The following is a 23,182-nucleotide window of genomic DNA, read 5'->3' as shown; positions in this document are numbered from 1 at the left end:
TTTCAGTGTCGGCCGGTCACAGCCCGGGCGACCAGGTGGGCGTACGCCTGACCACCACTGGCCGTCAGGTGTATCCCGTCACTCCACAACCAGCTGCTCCGGTCGGTGACCGCGGCGTTCCAGTCCATCAACCGGGTGTTGCCGTAGTCCGGCACGACCGAGCGCAGCAGCGCGACGTCGTGGGACTCCCACTCCCGTGGCGTGTGCGGTGTCGCAACGATGACCCGGCGCGCGCCCCGCAGCGCGTCGAGCGCCTGGCGTAGCTGGGACTCGGGGATCAGGCCGTTGTCACCCGTGTGCAGCAACACCACCTTCCCGTCCAATGCGCCGGAGCGGGCGTCGCCGTTCAGCTCCGGGAGCAGATCCCAGGCCTGCTCGCCCTCCACGGCATGGTTTGCCACCGAGGCGAACTCGCCGGTCAGCTCGGGGACTGCGCCGAGGGGCACCGAATCGCCATACACGGCAAGGGAAATGCTGCGCAACTGGTCGGCGTCACGTGGTGGCGGCGGGACCGCCTGCCGGGTCGTGGGGAGCGGTGTCGCCGTCGGGCGTGGGGTCTGCCCGGCCGCCTCGGTGGTGTGCGTGGCGCTCGCGTGCTCCGTCCCGGCCGAGCTGTGCGGGACGCCCGACCGCGTCGGGGCCGGGCCGGCGGCCGTGGTGCCCGAGGCGCCCGGTGCACACCGCGCGCCGGCTGGTGCGTTCGTCGGCAGCCGAGAGGTTCCGTCCGCCCTGGTCGTGCACTGCACGTAGACGGCGCCGGCGGCATACGCGCTCTGGTGCGGTGCGGCGATGCCCGCGGGTGCGCAGATGGCCGCCACGAGAACCAGTCCGAACGCTTGCGCCAGCGCCGAACCCCGTGCCGGTCCGACCCGCCACTCGCGCAGGCGATGCCACAGCGCAGGCCAGCCGTTGCGGCGGACGGGGGATTCGATCAGCCGGTAGGTCGCCTCGGTCAGCGCCAGAGTGAGGGCGACGCGCAGCAGGAACACCTGCCAGTCGGGCCACGGCAGGTCCAGGCCCGGACGCGTCATACACGCGATCGGCCAGTGCCAGAGGTAGATCGAGTAGGAGCGGCGCCCGATCGCCCGCAGCAGCGGGACTCCGAGCACGCGCTCGAGCGGGCCGTGCTGGACCGCAACGGCGATGACGACCGCGACCAGCACGCTGAACAGCAGGAAGCCGAATCGATAGAGCCGGGTGGAGTATTCGGCGGCCTCGGACAACAGGGCGAGCACTGCCGCCAGCGCCGCGAAGCCGACCGCGGTGGACCAGCGGTCCGCGTGCCGCGGCGTTGTATGGCGCCTCTCACCGAGCCCGTCCCCTCCCCGAGCGATCGCGAGCGTCGAACCGACCAGCAGGCCGATCGCGTGCGAGTCACTGCCGAAGTACCACCGGGACGGGTCGCCGAGCTGCGGCACCTGGGCCAGCGCACTGCCGACACCCATCACCAGCGCGCTGACCGCGGTGAGGCCGACCGTGACCAGCAGCAGCACGCCCTTGCGAGCCCAGCGCTTGTGCACCACCAGCGTCACCAGCAGGACGACGACCGGCCAGACGAGGTAGAACTGCTCCTCCACCGCGAGCGACCACAGGTGCTGCAGCAGCGGTGGCCGGCCGGTGGCGACGAAGTAGGACCGGTGGTGGAAGACGTACCACCAGTTGGAGGTGTATGTCGCCGCAGCGCTCAGATCACCCCGGTATTCGGGCAGTTGCACGCGATCCCCGACCGCGACCACTGCCGTGGTCACCGCCAGCATCGCACCCAGCGACGGGAAGAGCCGTCGAGCACGGGCGGCCCAGAACGTGCGGAACGACGCGGCTCCGACGGGGGCGCCATACACCCATCGGGTCATCAGCTGTCCGGTGATGAGGTAGCCGCTGAGCACGAAGAACAGGTCGACACCGAGGAATCCGCCCGCGGAGTGCGGCACGCCGAAGTGGTAGAGCAGCACCCCGATGACCGCGACCGCCCGGAGGCCGTCGAGCGCGGGCAAGTGCACCGCCCGCAACGATCGGTGGGTGGCACCCACGCCCGCCCCGACCGGCGTTGCCGTCCTGCCCGTCGTCTCCGCCACGCTGCTCCGCACCCCGCCGTCTGTCCATGACGGCCGCCCGGCGGCCCTCACTCGCATTGACGCCGTAGCCAGGTGTGCGGTTGGTCGAAGGCCCCTGGCCGGATCCCCTCGAGCGCCCTGCACGGGCGGTGGAACAACAGGAATCCGGCGAGACCACGTGTGAGCTGCACAACAGGAAGCACGCGTCGTGGCAGACTGCACATCGTGGATACCGAGGCTGTGCGCAAAGCACCACTGTTCGCTGCTCTCGACGACGACGCCGCGGAGGCGTTGCTGTCGACGATGACCCGCACCAAGATCGCGCGTGGGCAAGAACTGTTCCATGAGGGGGAGCAAGGCGACTCGCTCTACGTGATCACCGCCGGCAAGGTGAAGCTCGGCCGCCGCTCGGCGGACGGCCGGGAGAACCTCCTGGCGATCCTGGGAGAGGGCGAGATGCTCGGCGAGCTGAGCCTTTTCGACCCGGGCCCGCGCACCGCGACGGCGAGTGCGATCGCCGACACCGAGCTCGTCGGCCTGTCACACCCGGACATGACCGACTACCTCGGCACCCGCCCCGAGATCGCGATGACGATGCTGTCGGCGCTGGCCGCCCGACTGCGCCGCACCAACGAAGCGCTCGGCGACCTGGTCTTCACCGACGTGCCGGGCCGCGTCGCCAAGGCGTTGCTGGACCTGTCCCGTCGCTTCGGCCAGCCCTCCGACGAGGGCACGCTGGTCGCCCACGACCTCACCCAGGAGGAGCTCGCCCAGTTGGTAGGCGCCTCCCGTGAGACGGTCAACAAGGCGCTGGCCGACTTCTCCTCCCGCGGCTGGATCAAGCTCGAGGCCCGTGCCGTCACCCTGATGGACACCGAGCGCCTGCAGCGCCGCGCGCGCTGACCTCGGCCGACGTGGCGTCGCCGCAGCACCGATGATCGGCGAGTCCGGCGACCCGGCATCTCCGACCCGGCATACTGTGCTCGCGGCCCGGAACCGCGCGGTCGTCGGCGTCGTCTGCGTGACATCACTGCGACAGCTGTAGACGGACGAAAGGCACGGGAGTGGACGAGAGCCAGGCATCGGACGCGGTCGGCGACTCGACCAAGGACCCTGTCGGCGCCCCGGGCAACGACTCCGGCAACGGCTCGGTGACTGACAGCACCGACCCGCGCAATCACGTTTTGCTGTCACCACATCCGTGGGTCGCGGGCGAGTCCGACATCGGCCGGCGCCACCACCGCAACGAGGACTCGATCGCCCTCGCGGCATCCACCGAGGTCGGCGCTCGCGCGGTGCTGGTGGCCTGTGACGGCGTGTCCACCTCGACCGATTCACACCTGGCCTCGCAGGCCGCGGCGATCGCCGCCATGGAGCGGCTCTCCCAGCCGATGCCCCGTCACGACGTCCCCGACGAGACCTGGCTGGACACCGCCGCACAGGCCTTCGCCGAAGCGGCCGAGGCCGGCAGTGCGGCCGCCGCTGCGACCGGCGCGGACGCGGAAGACCCGGCGCCGCCGTCGTGCACCTTGGCCGCCGCGGTCGTGGAAGACAACCTGGTCGTCGGCGGCAACGTCGGCGACAGCCGGGTCTACTGGATCCCGGCCGCCGCACCGGAGCGCGCCGTACAACTCGGCGAGGACGACTCGATGGCCAGCGCGCTGATGCGGCGAGGCGTGCCACGCGACAACGCCGAGAACGCCCCCAACGCACATGCGATCACCCGATGGCTCGGTCGCAACGCACCCCAGGACCTGCGACCCCGTATGGCGCACCTGGTCGCCCGCGAGCCGGGCTGGGTGATCGTCTGCACCGACGGACTCTGGAACTACTGCTCCGAGCCGGCCGACCTGTGGGACCTCGTGCAGCGCGTCCGCTCCTCGCACGGCGACTCCGCCACTGCGATCGCCGACGGGCTGGTCGAATTCGCCAATGCTTCCGGCGGGCACGACAACATCAGCGTGGTGCTGGCCGCGCTCTCCCCCGACGCCTGAGCGGTCCGCGAGCCGCCCCGTCCCGACATACCGACCGTCGGCCCTTCGGGACAGCTTCTCGCCCAACCCCGTCCCGACATACCGACCGTCGGCCCTTCGGGACAGCTTCTCGCCCACCAGAGTCGCGTCATACGGCCAGATAGGCCAACTGTGCCTCGACGCTCGCCTTCGCGGCGGGCCACACATTGCGCGGGACGTCGGCATAGACGCGCTCGACGACCGCCTGCGCGACGTCGGGAGCGTCCACGTCACCTGCTGCGAGCGCCGCACGGACCTGGTCCAGTCGCTCGAGCCGGTGTTGTCGGTATGCCGCGATGATGGCCCCGGCGTCGGTATGCGTAGGCCCGTGGGCCGGCGCCAGCGCGGTCGGACGCTCGGTCGCCACCGCGTGCAGCCGGTCCAGCGAGGCGAGGTAGGGACCGAGCGCGCCGTCGGGGTGTGCGACGACGGTGGTGCCGCGGCCGAGCACGGTGTCACCGGTGACCAGCACATCGGCATCCGGCAGGTGGAACGACACCGAGTCGGCAGTGTGCCCCGGGGTGGCCAGGACGCGAATCCGCAATGACTCCAGGTCGATCCGCTCCTCGTCGACGAGGGTCCTCCCGTATCCACCGCCGCGGACCGGCGCGTCGACCAATTGGCCCCATCGCTCCAGCGACTCGGTGTGGTCGTGGTGCCAGTGCGTGATGAGCGTGAGCACGACACGGGCGCCATGCTCTTCGACATACCGCAAAACCGCCTGCAGGTGGCCTTCGTGCAACGGCCCCGGATCGACCACGACGGCACAGTCGTCACCAGGGACGTGCAACACCCAGGTGTTGGTGCCGTCCAGAGTCATCGGGCCGGGGTTGGGCGCCAGCACCGCATGCGCGTGGTCGCCGAGTGATCCGCCGCGCCATACCGCTTCAGTCGTCACGGCACGCCACGTTAGTGCAGCGGCACGCATTTCCACCGCTGAGATCATCGTTGTCAGAGCGACTCGCGGATTTGTCAAAGTCTTACCCAACGTTGGTAACGCATATACCTCCTGTGAATACCGTGAATGGTGTTGTAGCTGAGGTTTCCCCTGACCGCAGTTCCCCCGAACCATTTCGTAGCTGCAGAAGGACCCCGACATGAAGAAATCCGTGTCCACCGCGTGCGCGACCATCGCTGCGCTCGCCCTGACCGTCGCCGTGGCGCCCGCGCATGCCACGACCACCGACAACCAGCGTGAACGGCCGACCAAGGCCGCCCAGCAGGCCGGCATCCACCAGATGGGCGATGCGTATGCCGGCTGGAGGAGCCACACCGACGCCGGTCGCGCGTCCGCCGCACTGACTCGCACCTCTCCGACACTCACCGCCACCAAGACGCTCGGCATCGACGTCTCGGCATACCAGGGCAACGTCAACTGGTCGTCCCAGTGGGGCGCCGGTGTGCGGTGGGCCTACACCAAGGCCACCGAAGGCACCTACTACACGAACGCCTACTTCGCGCAGCAGTACAACGGCAGCTACAACGTAGGCATGATCCGCGGCGCCTACCACTTCGCGAACCCCGGATACTCGTCCGCGACCTCGCAGGCCGACTACTTCGTGTCGCACGGTGGCGGCTGGTCACGGGACGGCAAGACGCTGCCGGGGATGCTCGACATCGAGTACAACCCCTACGGCTCGACCTGTTACGGATACTCGAAGTCCGGGATGGTCACCTGGATCAAGACGTGGCTGAACGAATACAAGCGGCTGACCGGTCGCGATGCGCCGATCTACACGACCACCGACTGGTGGAGCACCTGCACCGGCAACTCCACGGCGTTCAACCAGACGAATCCGCTGTGGATCGCGCGTTACGCCTCGAGCCCCGGCACCCTGCCCGGCGGCTGGCCCTACTACACGATGTGGCAGTACACCTCTTCGCCCATCGACAAGAACCTCTTCAACGGTGACATCACCCGGGTGCGGGCGCTGGCCTACGGCTGACGTTCCTGAGCCACCCACCCTCTCGCCGAGAGAACACGAAACACCCTGACAGGACACGGAAAGCGGGTCGATCCGGCCCGCTCTTCGTGTCCTGTCGGCACGTTCGGTGTCCGGTCGGTGAACACTGCCGCGGCTGGCGAAGTCTTTACTGCAGAGCGGTAATCATTTTACGAACTATCAATATTGTGGAAATTCCTTGACAAGGCGCGTGGCGCCGTTCTGCTCCGGAGCGGCGAGCGCGAACCCCTGGAGGAAGTCATATGAGGAAGTCCCTGGTCACCGCTGCCTGCCTGTCCGGCGCGGTCGCATTCACCATCGTCGCGAGTCCGGCGCACGCCATACCCACCGACCACGGGCCGACCGCGGCCGCCACCCGCGCCGGCATCGTCAAGCCGGGTGAGGCGTATGCCGGCTGGAAGGCGACCGGGACTCAGCCGCTGACCCGGTCGGTGACGCCGACGCTGGCATCGGGCCAGACACTCGGCATCGACGTGTCCAGCCACCAGGGGAACGTCAGCTGGAGCTCGCAGTGGGGCGCCGGTGTGCGGTGGGCCTACTCCAAGGCGACCGAGGGCACCAGCTACACGAACCCGTACTTCCCCCAGCAGTACAACGGCTCCTACAACGTCGGGATGATCCGCGGCGCCTACCACTTCGCGCTCCCGGACACCTCGACCGGCGCGGCGCAGGCGGACCACTTCGCCGCGCACGGCGGCGGCTGGTCCAAGGACGGCAAGACGCTGCCCGGCATGCTGGACATGGAGTACAACCCGTATGGCGCGACCTGCTACGGCAAGTCCGCCTCGTCGATGGTCAGCTGGATCAAGTCCTTCCTGGCCGAGTACAAGGCCAAGACCGGCCGGGACGCGGTGATCTACACCAACTACGACTGGTGGAGCCGCTGCACCGGCAATTCGACAGCGTTCAACCAGACGAATCCGCTGTGGGTGGCGCGTTATTCGTCCTCCCCGGGCACGCTGCCCGGCGGCTGGCCCTATTACACGATCTGGCAGTACACCTCGTCGCCGATCGACAAGGACTGGTTCAACGGCGACATCACCCGGGTGAAGGCGCTGGCCAACGGCTGACGCGTCTTACCGGCGTCGAGCAGTCGGAGCACCGGCGGAGGAGCATCGACGCCCGCGCGATCGAGCGGACAGGAAACACGGTGACCGGATAGGAAATTCGTATCGGATCGGCCGAAATTTCCTGTCCGGTCGGTGTTTTGCTGTCCGCTCGGTATGGCGGGGCGGGTCAGTCGTTCAGGTGGGCGCGCAACAGCATCCGCTCGCCGTCCTGCACCGGCGCCGGCATCACCGCGTGCAGGCCCGCCCGGCTGACCGTCGCGGGTGCGAGGTCCGGCCAGCGCGAGACCCGGTCGAGCTGCACCAGCGTGGGCGGCAGCATCCGCGCCGTGCCGTCGAGGGCCTCCGCGAGCGCGTCGGCCGGGCGGCGCCATACGGCTTCGGCGGCCTCGGTGGTGCGGCCGTCGGCGACCTGTCGCACAGGCAGTCGCGCGGAGAAGAACCACGTGTCGTAGCGACGCGGCTCCATCTCCGGAGTGATCCAATGGTCTTGCAGCGCAAGCAGATCCGAGCGCAGCACCAGACCGCGCCGCTCCAGCAGCGCCCCGAACGACAGCGCCCGGTCGAGCACCGCCGCCCGGTCGGCCTGCCAGTCCTCAGCAGTGACGTCGAGCACGACCTCTCCGGCGGACGGACCGGCCAACAGCACGCCGCACTCCTCGAAGACCTCACGGACGGCAGCGATGACGACCGCCTGCGCGGTTGCCTCGGGTATGGCGAGGAGGCGGCCCCAGTCGGACGGAGACGGCCCGGCCCACGGGACGTCGACGGACTCGTCGCGGGTGTCGACGCCGCCTCCGGGGAACACCCACATCGACGGCGCGAACTTCATCGACGACACCCGGCGCTGCAGGAAAACCTCTACAGCAGAGTCGGATTCGCGCAACAGCAGGACGGTGGACGCCAACCGCGCCGGGGCGATCGCTCGCTCCGGCGCGGGTGTGGCGAGCCAGTTGAGTGCGTTGTCGCGCAGCGTCGGCGGCAGTTCGAGCTCGTGCGTCGACGGCATACGGGAAGGTCCTAGCGGACCGAGACGGTGATCTCGACCTCGACGGGTGCGTCCATCGGCAGGGCCGCGACGCCGACCGCGGAGCGGGCGTGCGCGCCGGCGTCGCAGAAGGCCTTCGCCAGCAGTTCGCTCGCGCCGTTGATGACGGCCGGCTGACCGGTGAAGCTCGGGTCGCTCGCGACGAAGCCGACGACCTTGACGACACGGCTGACCTTGTCGAGGTCGCCGACCTGCGACTTGACCGCGGCGATCGCGTTGAGCGCGCAGGTCTGCGCCAGCTTGGCGGCGTCCTCCGGGCTCACCTCGGCCCCGACCTTGCCGGTCGCGCCGAGTTTGCCGTCGACCACGGGCAGCTGCCCGGAGGTGTAGACCAGATCGCCGTCCTGCACCACCGGCACGTATGCCGCGACGGGCGCAGCGACCTCGGGAACACTCAGGCCGAGCTCGGCGAGGCGATCTTCAACTGCGGACATCTGTCACTGCTCCTTCGGACGCTTCAGGTAGGCAACGAGGCTGTTGCCGTCGGGGCCCGGCACCACTTGCACGAGCTCCCAGCCGTCCTCACCCCATTGGTCGAGGATCTGCTTGGTGGCGTGGACGATCAGCGGCACAGTGGCGTATTCCCAGGTGGTCATGCGGTCACCCTATTCCCGTGCCGAGCCGGTAAGGCGACGGGCCGGACCAACCTGACCGCACGACCAGCGCAGGACTCATCATCGGGTCGGGTCGAAGGGGATGAGTTCCGGCGGGGTGACGCCGGTGACCATCTGCTCCGCCAGCAACTGACCGGACAGCGGACCGAGGGTGATGCCCCACATGCCGTGACCGCCGTTGGAGTAGACGCGCGGCACCTTCGTCGGACCGACCAACGGCAACCCGTCGACACTGACCGGACGGCCACCGACCCACTCGTCCTGCCGGTCGTCCCAGTCGACGCCGGACAACAACGGCTTGCCACCCTTGACGATCGCCTCGACGCGCTCCTGGTGCAGCGGTTCCTCGGTGCCACCGAATTCCATCGTGCCGCCGACCCGCAACCGGTCACCCAGCGGCGTGCACGCGATCCGCTCGAACGGGAAGTAGACCGGGCACGGCACCGGACGATTGGCCGGGTCGGTCACCGACACCGAGAAGCTGTAACCACGCCCGGCACGCACCGGAGTCTTCACACCGCAGTCCTTGGCCAATTCGGGCAGCCACGCACCGGTCGCGATGACGACCGCATCCCCGGAGATCGGGTCACCGCTGACCATCTCGACGGTCACTCCCCCGGGACCGTGTCGCAGGGCACGCGCGTTGGAGCCGATCACGATCTTGCCGCCACGCGCACCGACCGCGTCGGCGAGGGCGTGGACGTATTCGGGCGGGTTGATGTAGCGCTGACCACCCAACCGGATCGCCTTCTCCACATCCGCGCTGACGATCGGCAACTCCGACCGCAAGGTGGCGTTGTCGACCTCGGTGGCCTCCAGATCCAGGCCCGCCGCGCGGATCAACTCGATCTCGTGCTCCAGCCCGGCGGCATCCTTCGCGTGCCGGAAGGCCGCCATGATCGGCGCCTCGTGCGACTTCGCCTGCACACCGTGGTCCTCCAGGAACTGGAAGGCCTCGATCGCCCGGCGATTGACCGGCACGAACTTGTCCATCGTGCGCTTCCACTGCCCCGGAGTGCAGCGCCGTGCGAAGCCCAACAGGAACGCCGCCAGCTTGGGGTCCGGCTTCATCGGGATGTAGAGCGGCGAGTCCGGATCGAGCAGCGCCTTGAGGCCGTACTTGATCACCGAGGGGTCCGACAGCGGCACACACAGGCCGGGCGACACCCAGCCGGCGTTGCCCCAGGAACTGCCCGCGGCGACGCCCGATCGCTCGACGACCGTCACCTCGACACCACGCTCCTGAAGGTGCCACGCGGTCGACAGGCCGACGATGCCGGCACCGACGATCACAACACGTGGGGTGCCCTGTCCCTTGGCGGGCCGAAGTGGTTCGAGCGCCATTGGCGAATCCTCTTTCCGGGGTGACATTGTTACCGCGCTTCGGACGGTAGCAATGCTTCGGTTTCGAAGATTCACCGGTGCGCAACTCGCCAGTAGGGTCGATCGCGCCCCGGATCCTCAGCGGTCGCCGTCAGCCCACTGCGTCATACAACTCGCGGGCTCGCTCGACGGACGGCATGTGCTGCTCGGCCCATTCCTTGCAGCGGCCCGAGCCGGGGTGCGAGGTCGCGTGTTGCTCCTGCCGTGACCTACTGTCCGAGGCATGTCCGTGCTGACCGCTCCCGCCCCGCCGCCCGACCGCACCGTCGCGTATGGCGACTCACCTGATCAGGTGTACGACGTGCGCCGGCCGGTCGGGACGGCGCGGGGCGTGACGGTGCTCGTCATACATGGCGGGTTCTGGCGGCCGACATACGACCGGGAGCATGCGGGTCAACAGTCGAAGGCGTTGACAACGCACGGTTTTGACGTTGCCACGATCGAATACCGGCGGATCCCCGGCGACTGGCCGACGATGGCGGCGGACGTGCTCGCCGCGATCAACGCCGTCGCCGCCGACCCGGAGCTGCCCGACGACATCGTGCTGCTCGGGCACTCCGCGGGCGGCCACCTGGCGACCTGGGCGGCATACCAGTCGGTGCCGGTCGTCGGCGTCGTCTCACTCGCCGGCTGCGTCGATCTCCACCTGACCCGGGACCTCGGGTTGGGCGACGGCGCCGCGGAAGCACTGATGGGCTCCGCCCCCGAGGATGTATGGCGCGCAGCCGACCCCTCGATGCTCGGGCGGCCGCCGGTGTCGGTGCGACTGGTCCACGGCGCTGCCGATGACAGGGTGCCGGTGGAAGTCTCGGAGAGCTACCAGGCCGCGGCGGACGCCGGCACCCCGCTGCATGTGCTGGCCGGTTGCGGTCACCACGAGCTCATCGACCCGGCGACCCCGCAGTTCGCGCAGACGGTCGCCGCGATCGAGGCCGTCCTTTCCTGACGACCGCTGTGGCGATGGCGGTGAAGGGCATCGTCGCCACCAGCAGCACGAACGGCACCGACCACCAGTGCGCGAGACCGCCCATCAGCGCGAAGCTGGTGATCGCGCCGAGCTCGGCCGACACACCGGCCACCGAGGTGACCGTCGCACGCGCGGAGCCGGTGATTTGATGCTGCAGTCGATTTTCTTGTGCGACATACAGATTCGTGATGATCCCGTAGGCGACTGCGATCAGTACGACCGCGGCCAGAGCGGCCGACGCCGCATGGGCCAGCGCCGCCACCGCACCCGCGGCGAAGGCGGCCCCGGCGAGCACGGTCAACTGTGCGACCGCGCGACGGCCGGGCAGCGTGCGCCGACTCGCAGCCCAGGTGCCCAACCCTTGCGCGACAGCGACGACGGCCACCGCCACTGCGACCCATCCCGGAGTCAGACCGGCATCGGCGAAGAAGAGTGCGAAGTATTCGTCGAAGCCGACCAGTGCCACGGTCGCGGTGATCGCCAGGACGGTGCGCCGCAGCGCCGGAGTCCGCGCGACCTCGCTCACGCCGGTGCGCAGATGCTGCAGGTAGCGGCGTTCGGCGACGGCCTCCCTGCGCGGCGGCGCCGGTAACACCGCGGTCGTCGCCAGGTGCACGGCCGCGACCGCGAGGCTCGCGATCGCGACGGCGCGGTAGCCGCCGAGCGCGACCAACGGACCCGCCGCGAGCATGCCGAACGAGATCGACGCCACCCCTGCGGTCTCCGCCCGGGTCCGCACCATGTCGTATGACGACTCCTGCCCGGCGGAGGCCAGTTCGTCATACAGCAACGCCTCGAAGGTGCCCGACATCAGCGAGGAGGAGACACCCCAGAGCACGAAACCGAGCAGGAAGCCGCCGTAACTGGGCAGCAGCAGCCAACTGCCGAAACATCCCAGGTAGAGGACCGCCGAGAGCTGCAACAGGAGGCGGCGGCTGACGGTGTCGGCGAGCGCACCCGACGGCACCTCGCAGAGGAAGCTCGTCAGTGACCACAGCACGAAGAGCGTGCCCTGCGCTGTGGCGTCGACGCCGTGGGCGGCGAAGTAGAGCGGACTGACGGCGAAGAACGCGATGCACTCGCGGCTCGCCCGGTAGGCGGCCGCCCGGATCGTCAGGGAGGTGACTCAATGTCGATACATGGCAACACGTTACGTCACACCCTGGCTACGCGCGACGCATCGATCAGGGCGACCGGCAGCGGACGGGTGTGTCTGCCGGCCCGGGCCCGGATTGCGCGTCGCGCGGGCCTGCGGCCACGCCTGCCCCGCACCCAGCGCACGGCCTGGCTGAGCACCGCCATGGTGACCAGCGACACCGCCGCGACGGCGATCGGGCCGGCTCCGGTGAGTGCGCCGACCGTGGCGCCGATGCCCAGCAGGTATGTCGCCCACAGCGTCGAGCCGAGCGCGCTGGCCAACAGGAAGCGTGGCATCGCCAGCCGGCTCGCACCGGCGAGGAACGTGATCGCGACCCGCCAGCCGGGCAGCATCCGCGCCGACACGATCAGCGGCACACCCTGGCGGTCGAGGGCCGAGCCGGTCCGTTGGAGCAACCGCGCGACCCATGGCCGCCGCTGCCACGCGAACCGCGTGGTGCCGAGGTGCCGCCCCAGCAGGTAGGTGATGGCGTCACCGAGGAAGGCAGCGACCGCGGCCAGCAGTCCGAGTCCGACGAGCGCCGGCCACCCGGCGGCCGCGGCCGCCGACGCGTGCGCCAACACCACGGCTTCGCTGGGCACCAGTGGCACGAGTCCGTCCGCCACGACCATCAGGAACAACACGACGAGGCTCATCGCGCGATCCTCCGTATGCGAGCGAGCGCCAGCGGCATACAGACCGCGGTGATCGCCAGGGGCCAGGCGACGGCGAGCGCCGTCGCGTGCTCGGCCACCCAGGACGTCGCCGGGCCGGCGGGATTTCCGAAGAGGTTCCGCGTGGCGATCACGGTGGCGGACAACGGGTTCCAGCTCGCCGGACCGGACAGCCAGGTCGGCATCAGGTCGGTCGGTATGACGGTGTCGGCCACCATCGCCAGCGGGAACAGCAGCGAGAAATACTTCATCGCCGCCTCCGGTCCGCTGACCGGCAGGCCGAGCAGGATGCCGATCCAGGAGAACGCCATCCGCAGCAGCGCCAGCAGGCCGAAGGCCGCGAGCAGTGCGACGACGCCGCCGTGCCACTGCCAGCCGAGGAGCGTCCCCAACGCCATCACGATGGCGAGTTCGACTGCGGCAGTGAGCAGGTCGGCCACGGAGCGTCCGGCCAGCACCGCCGCGGGCGTCATGGGTAACGAGCGCATTCGGTCCAGCACTCCACCTCGTATGTCGGAGGCAACCGAGATGGTGGTGTTGCCGATCCCGAACGCCATGGTGAGAGCGAAGAGTCCGGGCAGCAGGAACTCGCGGTACTCGCCGCCGGGCACGGTCATCGCCGCACCCAGCGCGTCACCGAAGACGAAGCCGAACATCGCGACCGCCATCACCGGGATCAGCAGGGTGCCCAGCAGTTCGTCCGGGCGATGCACGAGACGCACCAGATGACGGCGGGCGACGACCCAGGTGTCGGCAGCGAACCACGCGAATCGACTTGGCGCTGTGCGTGATTCGGTAGCGAGCGCGGTCATTACGCCACCCCCCGCATGCCGTCTCGGGGTCCCCGCGAAGTATCGGGGGAGCGCAGTGGAGGAGAACTTCGTGGGGTGAGCAGGGCCGGCCGGCCGGTGAGGTCGAGGAACGCATCGTCCAGGCTGCCGCCCACCCGAGCCTTGAGTTCGGCCGGCGACCCCTCGGCCACGATCCGTCCGTGGTTCATCACCGAGATCCGGTCACACAGCCGGTCCGCCTCTTCCAGGTACTGGGTCGTGAGCAGCACGGTCGTGCCCCCTGCCGCGAGTTCACGCACCGCCTCCCACACCTCGTTCCGGCTGCGGGGGTCCAGCCCGGTGCTCGGTTCGTCGAGGAAGAGCACGCGGGCGCTGCGGATCATGCTGACCGCGAGATCGAGCCGGCGCCGCATGCCGCCGGAGTAGTGCCGCACGGGGCGGTCGGCGGCGGCTTCGAGGTCGAACCGCTCCAGCAGCTCCGCTGCCCGCAGCCGCGCCGCCCGGGCCCGCAGGTGATGCAGCCGCGCGAACATCACCAGGTTCTGTCTGCCGGTCAGCACCTCGTCCACCGCGGCGTACTGTCCGGCCATCCCGATCCGGGCGCGCACGCCGGCGGGGTCGCTCGCCACGTCGCAGCCGGCGACCTCCGCGCGGCCCGAGTCGAAGCGTTGCAGCGTTGCGAGGATCCGTACGGCGGTCGTCTTGCCCGCCCCGTTCGGACCGAGCAGGCCGTGCACGGTGCCGGGCGCGACGGCCAGGTCGAGTCCGTCGAGCACCACGCCGCGGCGCGGGTAGCTCTTGCGCAGTCCTTCGCACCGGACCGCCGGCCGGGTGTTGGCCGTGCTCGTCCGGGTGTTCATGCCGTCACCTCAACGAGTCGGCGGTTGGACGGTGCGGGCTCGCCGGTCGCGACGGTTGCGCCGGCCGGTGTCACCGCGTCATACCGACCCACCGCGATGCGGGCGAGGTTGCGCAGCGACTCACTGTGCTCGGTGTAGTAGCCGCAGTGCCCGGTGATGTCGCCGGTCCCGAACCGCGTCGCGTGTATGGCGGGGTGCAGCGGCGGGCGACCCAGGCCGAGCCGGCCGATCCGGCCGTGCGGGAAGAACCGGATCCAGTCGGACTCGGCCTGCGCGGCCCACAGGCGCGTGCCGGAGCCGAGCTGATCTCGGCGCCATACGCCCATGCCGGCGCTGCCGAGGGCGACGCAGTCGTCGGCCCGAGCGATCGGGAGGGCGAGACCGCAGACCGCACTGCCGTAGCTGTGCCCGATCAGCGTCAGGTGCGCCGAGCGGGGCAGGTAGTGCGTGAGCCGGGCCAGGTCGTCGGCGCCCTCGCGGGCAGCGGGGTTGAAGAACGCGGCCGCCATACCGGCCGGTGTGCGGTAGCCGACCCAGACGACCACGGCCACGTGCTGGTCGGGCGCTGCTACCTGCATGGCGCGCAGCACCACCGCACCGCGGGCACGCGGGCTGACGGGGCCGCGGTCGGTGAAGTAGTTGCCGAGGTGGTGGCCGTTGCCCGGCACCACGACGGCGATGTGGTCGGCCATCGCGACATCGCCGAACGCCTCGACGATGCGGTGCCCGCCGGGCGGATCACAGGCGAGCAGGGTGTGCTCGTCGACGTCGTGCAGTCGGTAGTCAAGTGTTCGTGAAGTCCTCATGCCGGCAAGGTAGGAAGCAGGTTTGCCCGACTTCGTCACACTCCGGAGTGATTTCGAGGCCCGTACCCCGGTACTACTCGCCGGCGGTCACCAGGCCCGACTCGTAGGCGAACACCACCGCCTGGGCCCGGTCACGCAGGTCGAGCTTGGTGAAGATGCGGCTCACGTGGGTCTTGACGGTCTGCTCGGCCACGAAGAGCGCCTGCGCGATCTCGGCGTTCGAGTTGCCGCGCGCGACCAGGGTCAGCACCTCGGTCTCCCGCTCGGTCAGCGCGCTGAGTCGCAGCGCCGGCTTGCCCCGCCCGGCGGGGCGGCGCTGGGCGAACTCGGCGATGAGCCGGCGGGTCACCGACGGCGCGAGTAGCGCGTCCCCGGCAGCCACGACGCGCACCGCCGCGATGAGGTCGGCCGGCGGGGCGTCCTTGAGCAGGAAGCCGCTCGCCCCGGCCCGCAGCGCCTCGTAGACGTAGTCGTCCACGTCGAAGGTGGTCAGCATCAGCACCCGGGTGCGATCCGCCAGCCCCGGTGAGCCCAGGATCCGGCGGGTCGCCTCGAGGCCGTCCAGCTTCGGCATCCGCACGTCCATCAGCACCACGTCGGGATGGGTCCGGCGGGACAACGCGACACCCTCCTCGCCGTCGGGCGCCTGGCCGACCACGTCGATCCCGTCCTGCGCGTCCAGCAGCGCGGCGAATCCCGCACGCACCATGGCCTGGTCGTCAACGATGATGACGCGCGTCGTCACGTGAGTTCCTTTGCAGTCAGTGGAAGTTCAGCTCTTACCCGAAAGCCGCCGTCGGGCAACGCTCCGGCCTCCAGGGTGCCACCGACGAGCCGCACACGTTCACGCATACCGACCAGACCGTGGCCCGTGTCGCCCTCCTCCAGTGGGGACTCGGGTGGCTCCGGCGACGGTTCGTTGGCCACCACGACGAGAAGTTGCCCGTCATCCGCCGACACAGTCACCTGTGTCGCAGCACCCGGGGCGTGCCGCACCACGTTGGCGAGCGCCTCCTGCACGATGCGGTATGCCGACAGGCCGATCGCATCCGACACCTCGGCCTCGCCTGTGGCGACCTCCACCGGCACGCCCGCACGGACCGTGGCCTCCACGAGGTGCGCGATGTCGCCGAGGCCCGGCTGCGGCGCGAGCTCGCCCCCCGCGTCCTCGTTGCGCAGCACCCCGAGCAGCCGCCGCATCTCGGCCAGCGACTCGCGAGCGGTCGACGCGATGGAGGTGAACTCGCCCTGCACCTCGGGCGTCAGGTCGTGCAGGCGGTATGCCGCGGTGTCTGCCTGCACGGTGATCATCGACATGTGGTGCGCCACGACGTCGTGCAGTTCCCGCGCGATCCGGGCGCGTTCCTCCAGCAGAGTGCGCCGGCCGCGTTCGGCCTCGCTGATCGTCTCCTGCTCGGCGAGGCGCCGCTGGGCGTCATACCGCTCGCGGAGCGCGGCACCCAGCACGAGTGCGACACCGGTGAGCACGATGACGGTCGCGCTGGTGTTGCTGGTGCTGTCCGGCGCGAGGAAGGTCAGACCGATGCCGGCGACGATGTGGGCCGCCCAGACCAGCAGCAGTGTCCGGCGGGACTCGCGCAGGCCGATGGCCAGGCAGAGCAGCACGAGTCCGACGATCTCCATCGCCGGGAACGGCCACGCGTAGCCGGCGGTGTCCGCGGTCAGCAGCGCGAGCGCACCGACGACGTCCGCGGCGAAGACGATGCACCAGGCCTGCAGCGGGCGGGTCACCGCGAGCAGCAGCGGCACCGTTTGAATGACGGAGAGGGCGCCGGCGATCCCGGCGTTGAGTCCGTAGTCGGCGTTCAGCACTCCGAGCGTGACCGGCATCAAGGTGATGAAGTAGACGAACGCGACCGCCCAAGGCAGCGCCCGCACCCACCGACGCGACGCCCCGGCGAGCAGCGCGTCCGGGCGGCTCTGCTCGACCGACGTCATGGCCATCAGCGTAAGTGAGCAGGACCTGCCGGGCGTCCCGCTGAAGTATCACGCCCGGCGTCACTCCCTGGTATGACGACGAGGCGCCCCCGCTGTCCGGCTACCGTGAACCCCATGACCTCCGGCGACTGGGATGGCGTGCGCCTGCACGTAGTGACGGGTAAGGGCGGCACCGGCAAGACGACCGTTGCCGCCGCGCTCGCGATGGCGCTGGCCACCGACGGCAAGCGGGTGCTGCTGGTTGAGGTCGAGGGCCGCCAGGGCATCAGCGGCGTCTTCGACGTGCCGCGACTGGGCGACGACGAGGTGCAGGTAGCGACCGGGCCGGGTGGCGGGCAGGTGGTGGGCCTGGCGGTCGACCCGAAGGCCGCCCTGCTCGAATACCTGCAGATGTTCTACAAGCTCGGCATGGCCGGCGGCATGCTCGAGCGCTTCGGCGTGATCGACTTCGCCACCACCGTTGCTCCCGGGCTGCGGGACGTGCTGCTGATCGGCAAGGTCTACGAGGCCGTCCGTCGCCGGCCGAGTCGTCGTGGCACCCGCAGCGACAAGTTGTATGACGCCGTCGTGCTCGACGCACCGCCGACCGGCCGGGTGGGACAGTTCCTCGGCGTCAACCACGCCATGTCCGGGCTGGCCAAGATGGGCCCGGTCAAGAACCAGGCCGACTCGATCACCGCGATGTTGCAGTCGTCGCAGACCGTCGTACACCTGGTGACGTTGCTGGAGGAGATGCCCGTGCAGGAGACCGTCGAGGCGGCGGCCGAGCTGCGCGGCCTGTCGCTCCCGCTCGGCGCGGTGATCGTCAACCAGGAGGTCACTCCCCCGGTCGGCGAACGCACCCTCGAGCTGCTCGCCGCGGACGACTTCGACACCGAGCCCCTCGCGACCGACCTGACTTCGCTCGGTCTGCGGGTCGGACCGCGGATGGTGCGCGGGCTGACCCAGACCGGCGTCGACCTGACCCAACGGTTGGCCCTGCAGGACCGCGAGCGGGCGGCTCTGGCGGAGCTCGACCTGCCGACATACCACCTGCCGCTGGTGCCCGGCGGCATGGACGGCGGCGGGCTGCTGGAGCTGACCGCGACGCTGACGAAGCAGCTGACCGAAGGAGCGGGCGTATGACGACGCAGCCACCTCTGCTCGACATCGACGAGCTGCTGCACGACCGGTCCGTCAGCACCATCGTGTGCTGCGGCTCCGGCGGTGTGGGCAAGACGACGACGGCGGCCGCGATCGCCATCCGGGCTGCTGAGCAGGGCCGCACGGTGGCGGTGCTGACGATCGACCCGGCCAAGCGGCTCGCGCAGGCGCTCGGCCTGGCACACCTGGACAACGAGCCGGCGCCGGTGGAGGCGATCGACGACTCGGCCGGCGGCTCGCTCGACGCGATGATGCTGGACATGAAGCGCACGTTCGACGAGCTGGTGCTGCGTCACTCTGCTCCGGACAAGGCGCAGCAGATCCTGGAAAACCCGTTCTACCAAGCGGTCTCGAGCTCGTTCGCGGGCACGCAGGAATACATGGCGATGGAGCGTCTCGGCCAGTTGCACGCCGAGCAGGCGGGCGACGACGCCCGCTGGGACCTCATCGTGGTCGACACTCCACCATCGCGATCGGCGCTGGACTTCCTCGACGCGCCGAAGCGGCTCGGGTCGTTCCTGGACGGCAAGTTCATCCGGCTGCTGATGTCTCCGGCGAAGGCCGGCGGCCGGGCCTATCTGAAGGTCATGTCGGTCGGTGTCAACACGATGACCGCGGTGATGTCGAAGGTGCTCGGTGGACAGTTGCTACGCGACGCGCAGACCTTCGTGGCGGCGCTGGACTCGATGTTCGGTGGGTTCCGCGAGCGCGCCGACCAGACCTACGCGCTGCTGAGTGACGCTGCGACGGCGTTCGTGGTGGTGGCGACGCCGGAGCGGGACGCGTTGCGGGAGGCGTCGTTCTTCGCCGGGCGTCTCGCGTCGGAACGTATGCCGCTGGCGGGTCTCGTGGTCAATCGCGTCGAGCACACCCACGTGCCGTCACTGCGCGAGGGGCGGGCCGAGGCCGCCGCGGACGAGGCCGACGAGTTGGACACCCGCGCAGGCTCCGGCTGGCAGCCGGCGGACACCGCGGCTCTGCTGCGGCTGCACTCCGAACGGGCGGCGCAGGCGGGACGTCAGGAGGCGGCGATCGGCCGGTTCACCGCGGCGCATCCGACGATCCCGCAGGTGGTCGTGGCGGCGTCGGCGCAGGACGTCAACGACGTGGAACAACTGCGCGACATCGGCGCACAACTCGCCGACTAGCTCTCTGCTTCGACTCCTCGCGGGCCAGTCGCCTCGCAGGAAAATTCAGTCGGCGGACTTTGCTTCGTCGGCGCGGGCCAGCTTGAACAGCTGCGCCCACGAGGGCACATCGGGCCGGCGACGCAGCAGGGCACGACGCTCGCGTTCGGTCATGCCACCCCACACGCCGTACTCGGTGCGGTTGTCCAGTGCATCAGCCAGGCATTCGGCGACAACCGGACACCGCTGGCAGATCACTTTGGCGGACTGCTGGGCAGCCCCCTTGGCGAAGAGCTCATCGGGTGAGGCTCCCGTGCGGCATACAGCTCGCGCCGCCCAGTTGTCGTCCCAGGTCGCCTTCTCGGGCATCACAGCAGTCATGTTCTCGCTCTCGGCCTTCCCCGCCCATGGATCTGTTGTTCACGCCCCCCGCGTGTGTCTTGGGTCACGGTATTGACCCAGAGCGCACAACGCCAGATCCTCGGGGAACTATTTCTAAATAGTCCTTTCGCACTATACGTGCGGCCCCATCGATTCGTCTATCATGCGCCCGCCCGTCGGAAGTGGGCGATGACAGTTTCGCCCGTTACGCTGCCCCGCATGCGTGTTGCTTCTCGTCTCAGCGCCGTCTTCAGCCTGCTCGGAGCGTTCGTCGCCACGGCCGTGGCGATGGGGCTGATCGTCGCGTGCCTCTTCCTGCCGGCGATCGGTGCTGCCGGTCAGGCCACCAACGGCGGCGTGAAGCTCTTCAACGACATGCCGGGCTCGTTCGCGATGAACCCGCTCGCGCAGCAGTCGCGGATCCTCGCGTCGGACGGTTCGGTGCTCGCAACGCCGTTCAACCAGAACCGCATCGTCGTGCCGTTCAGCAAGATCTCCACCAACATGAAGCACGCGCAGGTCGCGATCGAGGACGAGCGGTTCTACGAGCACGGCGCACTCGACTCCAAGGGTCTCTTCCGCGCCATCGGCTCCAACGTCTTCAGCAACGGCACGCAGGGTGCATCGACGCTGACGCAGCAATACGTCAAGATCGCGATCCAGAATGAAGCGATCAACAGTGGCAACACCGCCAAGGCGAAGAAGGCCGTCAGCCGCACCGGCATGGAGGGCTACGTCCGCAAGCTGCAGCAGCTGAAATACGCGGTGTCGCTGGAGCAGAAATACACCAAGGACCAGATCCTCGACGGTTACCTCAACCTCGTCTACTACGGCGGTCAGGCGTATGGCGTGGAGGCCGCTGCTCGGCAGTACTTCGGCATACACGCCTCCGAGCTGAACCTGCCGCAGTCGGCGCTGCTGGCGGGCATCGTCAACGAGCCGGGCAACCTCGACCCGTTCACCAACGCCAAGGGCGCCACCGAGCGCCGCAACGTCGTGCTCGGGAAGATGTACCAGCAGAAGATGATCACCCGCGAGCAGATGATCAAGGCGCAGAACACCAAGATCGGCCTCAACCCGCACCCGGTGAAGTCCAACAGTTGCGCCAACTCCAAGTACGCCTACTTCTGCTACTACGTGATCAGCTGGCTGCAGACCCAGCCGGCCCTCGGCAAGACGCCCAAGGAGCGGATGGCGACCCTCGAGAGCGGCGGCCTGACGATCCAGACGAGCTTCAACCCGAAGATGGCCAACATCATCGACAAGCAGATCCGCGCCAAGGTGCCGCAGGGCAACAAGGAGGGCATCGACTCCGCGGGCGTCATCGTGCAACCCGGCACCGGCCTCGTGCTGGCCAGCGGCCAGAACACCAAGTACTCCAATACCGAGGGCAAGGGCACCAGCGCTTCGGACTTCACCGTGTCCGGTCGCGGTTACGCCTACGGTTCGACCGCGAAGATCTTCGCCGTCATCACCGCCCTCGAGAACGGCTGGTCCCCGGAGAAGAAGATCCAGGTGCCGGTCTACAACGCCGAGTCGAAGGCGGGTGCGCCGGCGCACGCGTTCACCCACGACGACTTCCCAGGCCGGTGCGGCCTCGGCCGCGGCGAGAAGTGGGTGCTCCCGAACGACAAGCCCTACCCGCAGGCGGGCCAGGACTGGTCGATCACCGACGCCACCGCCCAGTCGGTCAACACCATCTTCGCGACCATGGTGAGCAAGCTCGGTGCCTGCAACGTCATGAAGACGACGACGAAGTTCGGAGTCAAGGACGGATACGGCAGCACCATCTCCAGCAGCCCGGCGTCGATCACACTCGGCACCTCGAACGTCACGCCGGTCGACCTGGCCAATGCCTACGCGACCGTGGCGTCGGGTGGCATGTACTGCCCGCCGCATCCGGTGGTGTCGATCAAGGACGGCAGCGGCAAGAAACTGAACCTGTCCGGCACCAAGTGCAAGCGGATCATCAGCAAGAAGGTCGCAGCACAGACCTCGAAGATCTTCGAGTCGGTACTGACCGACCCGAAGGGCACCACCCACGGCGACATCCTGCTCGCCGGTGACCGCCAGGCCGCCGGTAAGACCGGTACCGAAGACGGTTCGGCGAACATCTGGTTCGTCGGCTACACCCCGCAGATCGCGACCGCGGTCTGGGTGGGCCACCACGGGACCCCGGAGTACATGAAGGACGTCACCCTGGCGGGCCACTACTACAAGGGCTATGTGTTCGCCGGCGACCTTGCTGCGCCGATCTGGAAGAACATCATGGACGGCGCCCTGAAGGGTCAGCCGATCAAGCACTTCATGAAGCCCGACGGCACCACACCGAAGGACTCGCCGTCGCCCAAGACGAGCGAGAAGACCACGACGTCGAACCCGCCGACCTACTACCCGCCGCCGGCGACATCCACGACGCAGGCATACACCCCGCCCGCAACGACGACGCGCACCTATGTGCCGCCGTCGACCACCACGACGCAGCCGCCGAAGACGACGCAGCCACCTGCGCCGACGACCACGCAGCCGCCTACGAAGACGGGACCGCCCAAGCACACCGGTCCACCACCGAAAACCAAGTAGGACCACGAAGGCCTTCGCCCGTCATACGGGCGAAGGCCTTCGTCGTGGTGAGCCGTAGCGCGGCAACCGCGATCGACGCTCGCCACCGCCGGCTAGCGGTGGCCGAGCGTCGTCCTGAGGAGCCCGCGAGGGACGAGCCCCTCGAGGTCCCGCTCAGCCCTGCAACGCCTGCTTCACCGCAGCAGCGACACGTCCACCATCGGCGCGCCCGGCGACCTTGGGCTGCACGGCCTTCATCACCTGACCCATACCGGCCATGCCCTGCGCGCCGGTCTCGCTGATCGCGTCGGCGACCAGAGCGGACAGGTCCTCGTCGCTGAGCTGCTTGGGGAGGTACTCCTCCAGCACCGCGAGCTCGGCCCGCTCCTGGTCCGCGAGCTCGGTGCGACCTGCGCCGTCATACGCCTCGGCAGCCTCTCGGCGCTTCTTGGCCTCCTTGGCGATGACCTGCTGTACCTCGTCGTCGGAGAGTTCCTTGGCTTCCTTGCCGGCGACCTCGGCGTTGGTGACCGCGGCCATCGCCATCCGCAGCGTCGAAGTGCGGACCTGGTCGCGGGCGCGGAGGGCGGCGGTCATGTCATCGCGAAGGCTCTGCTTGCTCGTCATACGGC

At 69.2% G+C, this 23,182-nt stretch carries 23 protein-coding genes; 8 read left to right on the top strand and 15 right to left on the bottom strand.

Features of this window, described 5'->3' with window-relative positions; translation table 11 throughout:
- Window positions 1–2 precede the first annotated feature (2 nt).
- A complete protein-coding gene (locus IEX71_RS07965; protein WP_188836418.1) occupies window positions 3–2,075 on the bottom strand; it encodes an acyltransferase family protein in 2,073 nt (690 codons plus the stop codon).
- A gap of 204 nt (window positions 2,076–2,279) precedes the next feature.
- On the opposite strand from IEX71_RS07965, the gene IEX71_RS07960 reads away from it, so the two are divergent.
- Entirely contained in the window at window positions 2,280–2,957 is a 678-nt protein-coding gene (locus tag IEX71_RS07960) for a Crp/Fnr family transcriptional regulator (protein ID WP_188836417.1), read from the top strand.
- Window positions 2,958–3,118: 161 nt separating this feature from the next.
- Entirely contained in the window at window positions 3,119–4,048 is a 930-nt protein-coding gene (locus IEX71_RS07955) for a PP2C family protein-serine/threonine phosphatase (protein ID WP_188836416.1), read from the top strand.
- Between the two features lie 127 nt (window positions 4,049–4,175).
- Here the strand turns inward: IEX71_RS07955 and IEX71_RS07950 are convergent, their stop codons facing one another.
- Window positions 4,176–4,964 carry an MBL fold metallo-hydrolase gene (locus IEX71_RS07950; RefSeq protein WP_229749563.1) on the bottom strand — a complete coding sequence of 263 codons (789 nt, stop codon included), beginning with the start codon at window positions 4,962–4,964 and terminating at the stop codon, window positions 4,176–4,178.
- Window positions 4,965–5,163: 199 nt separating this feature from the next.
- Here IEX71_RS07950 and IEX71_RS07945 point away from each other — a divergent pair, with 199 nt between their 5' ends.
- Together IEX71_RS07945 and IEX71_RS07940 are read left to right on the top strand one after the other, a co-directional pair.
- The gene (locus IEX71_RS07945; protein WP_229749562.1) at window positions 5,164–6,012 is read left to right on the top strand and encodes a lysozyme; all 849 of its coding nucleotides are present in this window, start codon (window positions 5,164–5,166) and stop codon (window positions 6,010–6,012) included.
- Between the two features lie 260 nt (window positions 6,013–6,272).
- Window positions 6,273–7,100: a lysozyme gene (locus IEX71_RS07940; protein WP_188836415.1), complete on the top strand. Its 828-nt coding sequence runs from the start codon at window positions 6,273–6,275 to the stop codon at window positions 7,098–7,100.
- A gap of 166 nt (window positions 7,101–7,266) precedes the next feature.
- Here IEX71_RS07940 and IEX71_RS07935 read toward each other — a convergent pair whose 3' ends face one another.
- The 4 genes from IEX71_RS07935 to IEX71_RS07920 all read right to left on the bottom strand — a co-directional run bounded on the left by IEX71_RS07935 (window position 7,267) and on the right by IEX71_RS07920 (window position 10,103).
- A complete protein-coding gene (locus tag IEX71_RS07935; protein WP_188836414.1) occupies window positions 7,267–8,106 on the bottom strand; it encodes an NUDIX hydrolase in 840 nt (279 codons plus the stop codon).
- 11 nt (window positions 8,107–8,117) lie between these two features.
- Window positions 8,118–8,579 carry a RidA family protein gene (locus tag IEX71_RS07930; protein WP_188836413.1) on the bottom strand — a complete coding sequence of 154 codons (462 nt, stop codon included), beginning with the start codon at window positions 8,577–8,579 and terminating at the stop codon, window positions 8,118–8,120.
- A 3-nt stretch (window positions 8,580–8,582) separates the two neighbouring features.
- Window positions 8,583–8,741, bottom strand: coding sequence for a Sp36 family protein (gene sp36, locus IEX71_RS07925; protein ID WP_188836412.1), 159 nt, complete (start codon window positions 8,739–8,741; stop codon window positions 8,583–8,585).
- A gap of 78 nt (window positions 8,742–8,819) precedes the next feature.
- Window positions 8,820–10,103 carry an NAD(P)/FAD-dependent oxidoreductase gene (locus IEX71_RS07920; protein WP_188836411.1) on the bottom strand — a complete coding sequence of 428 codons (1,284 nt, stop codon included), beginning with the start codon at window positions 10,101–10,103 and terminating at the stop codon, window positions 8,820–8,822.
- Window positions 10,104–10,365: 262 nt separating this feature from the next.
- Between IEX71_RS07920 and IEX71_RS07915 the strand changes: the two genes are divergently transcribed.
- The gene (locus IEX71_RS07915) at window positions 10,366–11,088 is read left to right on the top strand and encodes an alpha/beta hydrolase family protein (RefSeq protein WP_188836410.1); all 723 of its coding nucleotides are present in this window, start codon (window positions 10,366–10,368) and stop codon (window positions 11,086–11,088) included.
- Here the strand turns inward: IEX71_RS07915 and IEX71_RS07910 are convergent.
- The 7 genes from IEX71_RS07910 to IEX71_RS07880 all read right to left on the bottom strand — a co-directional run bounded on the left by IEX71_RS07910 (window position 11,024) and on the right by IEX71_RS07880 (window position 17,337).
- A complete protein-coding gene (locus tag IEX71_RS07910; RefSeq protein WP_229749598.1) occupies window positions 11,024–12,184 on the bottom strand; it encodes an MFS transporter in 1,161 nt (386 codons plus the stop codon). The two genes, IEX71_RS07915 and IEX71_RS07910, sit on opposite strands and share 65 nt — an antisense overlap.
- A gap of 80 nt (window positions 12,185–12,264) precedes the next feature.
- Window positions 12,265–12,903 carry a DedA family protein gene (locus IEX71_RS07905; RefSeq protein ID WP_188836409.1) on the bottom strand — a complete coding sequence of 213 codons (639 nt, stop codon included), beginning with the start codon at window positions 12,901–12,903 and terminating at the stop codon, window positions 12,265–12,267.
- A complete protein-coding gene (locus IEX71_RS07900) occupies window positions 12,900–13,733 on the bottom strand; it encodes an ABC transporter permease (RefSeq protein ID WP_188836408.1) in 834 nt (277 codons plus the stop codon). Before IEX71_RS07900 ends, IEX71_RS07905 begins: the two co-directional genes overlap by 4 nt.
- On the bottom strand, window positions 13,733–14,572 hold the full coding sequence (locus IEX71_RS07895) for an ABC transporter ATP-binding protein (RefSeq protein WP_188836407.1): 840 nt from the start codon (window positions 14,570–14,572) through the stop codon (window positions 13,733–13,735). The genes IEX71_RS07900 and IEX71_RS07895 overlap by 1 nt, the downstream gene beginning before the upstream one ends.
- Window positions 14,569–15,378: an alpha/beta hydrolase gene (locus tag IEX71_RS07890; RefSeq protein WP_188836406.1), complete on the bottom strand. Its 810-nt coding sequence runs from the start codon at window positions 15,376–15,378 to the stop codon at window positions 14,569–14,571. Before IEX71_RS07890 ends, IEX71_RS07895 begins: the two co-directional genes overlap by 4 nt.
- Window positions 15,379–15,451: 73 nt before the next feature.
- Window positions 15,452–16,123: a response regulator gene (locus tag IEX71_RS07885; protein WP_188836405.1), complete on the bottom strand. Its 672-nt coding sequence runs from the start codon at window positions 16,121–16,123 to the stop codon at window positions 15,452–15,454.
- Entirely contained in the window at window positions 16,120–17,337 is a 1,218-nt protein-coding gene (locus tag IEX71_RS07880; protein ID WP_188836404.1) for a sensor histidine kinase, read from the bottom strand. Before IEX71_RS07880 ends, IEX71_RS07885 begins: the two co-directional genes overlap by 4 nt.
- Window positions 17,338–17,451: 114 nt before the next feature.
- Here IEX71_RS07880 and bagA point away from each other — a divergent pair, with 114 nt between their 5' ends.
- Window positions 17,452–18,462, top strand: a complete 1,011-nt coding sequence (bagA, locus tag IEX71_RS07875; RefSeq protein WP_188836403.1) for an ATPase BagA — start codon at window positions 17,452–17,454, stop codon at window positions 18,460–18,462.
- Window positions 18,459–19,628, top strand: coding sequence for an ArsA family ATPase (gene bagB / locus IEX71_RS07870; protein ID WP_188836402.1), 1,170 nt, complete (start codon window positions 18,459–18,461; stop codon window positions 19,626–19,628). The genes bagA and bagB overlap by 4 nt, the downstream gene beginning before the upstream one ends.
- A gap of 45 nt (window positions 19,629–19,673) precedes the next feature.
- On the opposite strand, the gene IEX71_RS07865 is transcribed toward bagB, so the two are convergent.
- Entirely contained in the window at window positions 19,674–19,988 is a 315-nt protein-coding gene (locus tag IEX71_RS07865; protein ID WP_188836401.1) for a WhiB family transcriptional regulator, read from the bottom strand.
- 219 nt (window positions 19,989–20,207) lie between these two features.
- Between IEX71_RS07865 and IEX71_RS07860 the strand changes: the two genes are divergently transcribed.
- Window positions 20,208–22,571 (top strand): transglycosylase domain-containing protein, encoded by a 2,364-nt coding sequence (locus tag IEX71_RS07860; protein WP_188836400.1) that lies wholly within the window; start codon window positions 20,208–20,210, stop codon window positions 22,569–22,571.
- A gap of 153 nt (window positions 22,572–22,724) precedes the next feature.
- Here the strand turns inward: IEX71_RS07860 and IEX71_RS07855 are convergent, their stop codons facing one another.
- Window positions 22,725–23,177, bottom strand: coding sequence for a GatB/YqeY domain-containing protein (locus IEX71_RS07855; protein ID WP_188836399.1), 453 nt, complete (start codon window positions 23,175–23,177; stop codon window positions 22,725–22,727).
- Window positions 23,178–23,182: the final 5 nt, after the last annotated feature.

Origin of the sequence: Flexivirga endophytica (assembly GCF_014640635.1) — a bacterium.
In the GTDB taxonomy this organism is placed as follows: Bacteria; Actinomycetota; Actinomycetes; order Actinomycetales; family Dermatophilaceae; genus Flexivirga; species Flexivirga endophytica.
This window is presented reverse-complemented; position numbering and strand designations above follow the sequence as displayed.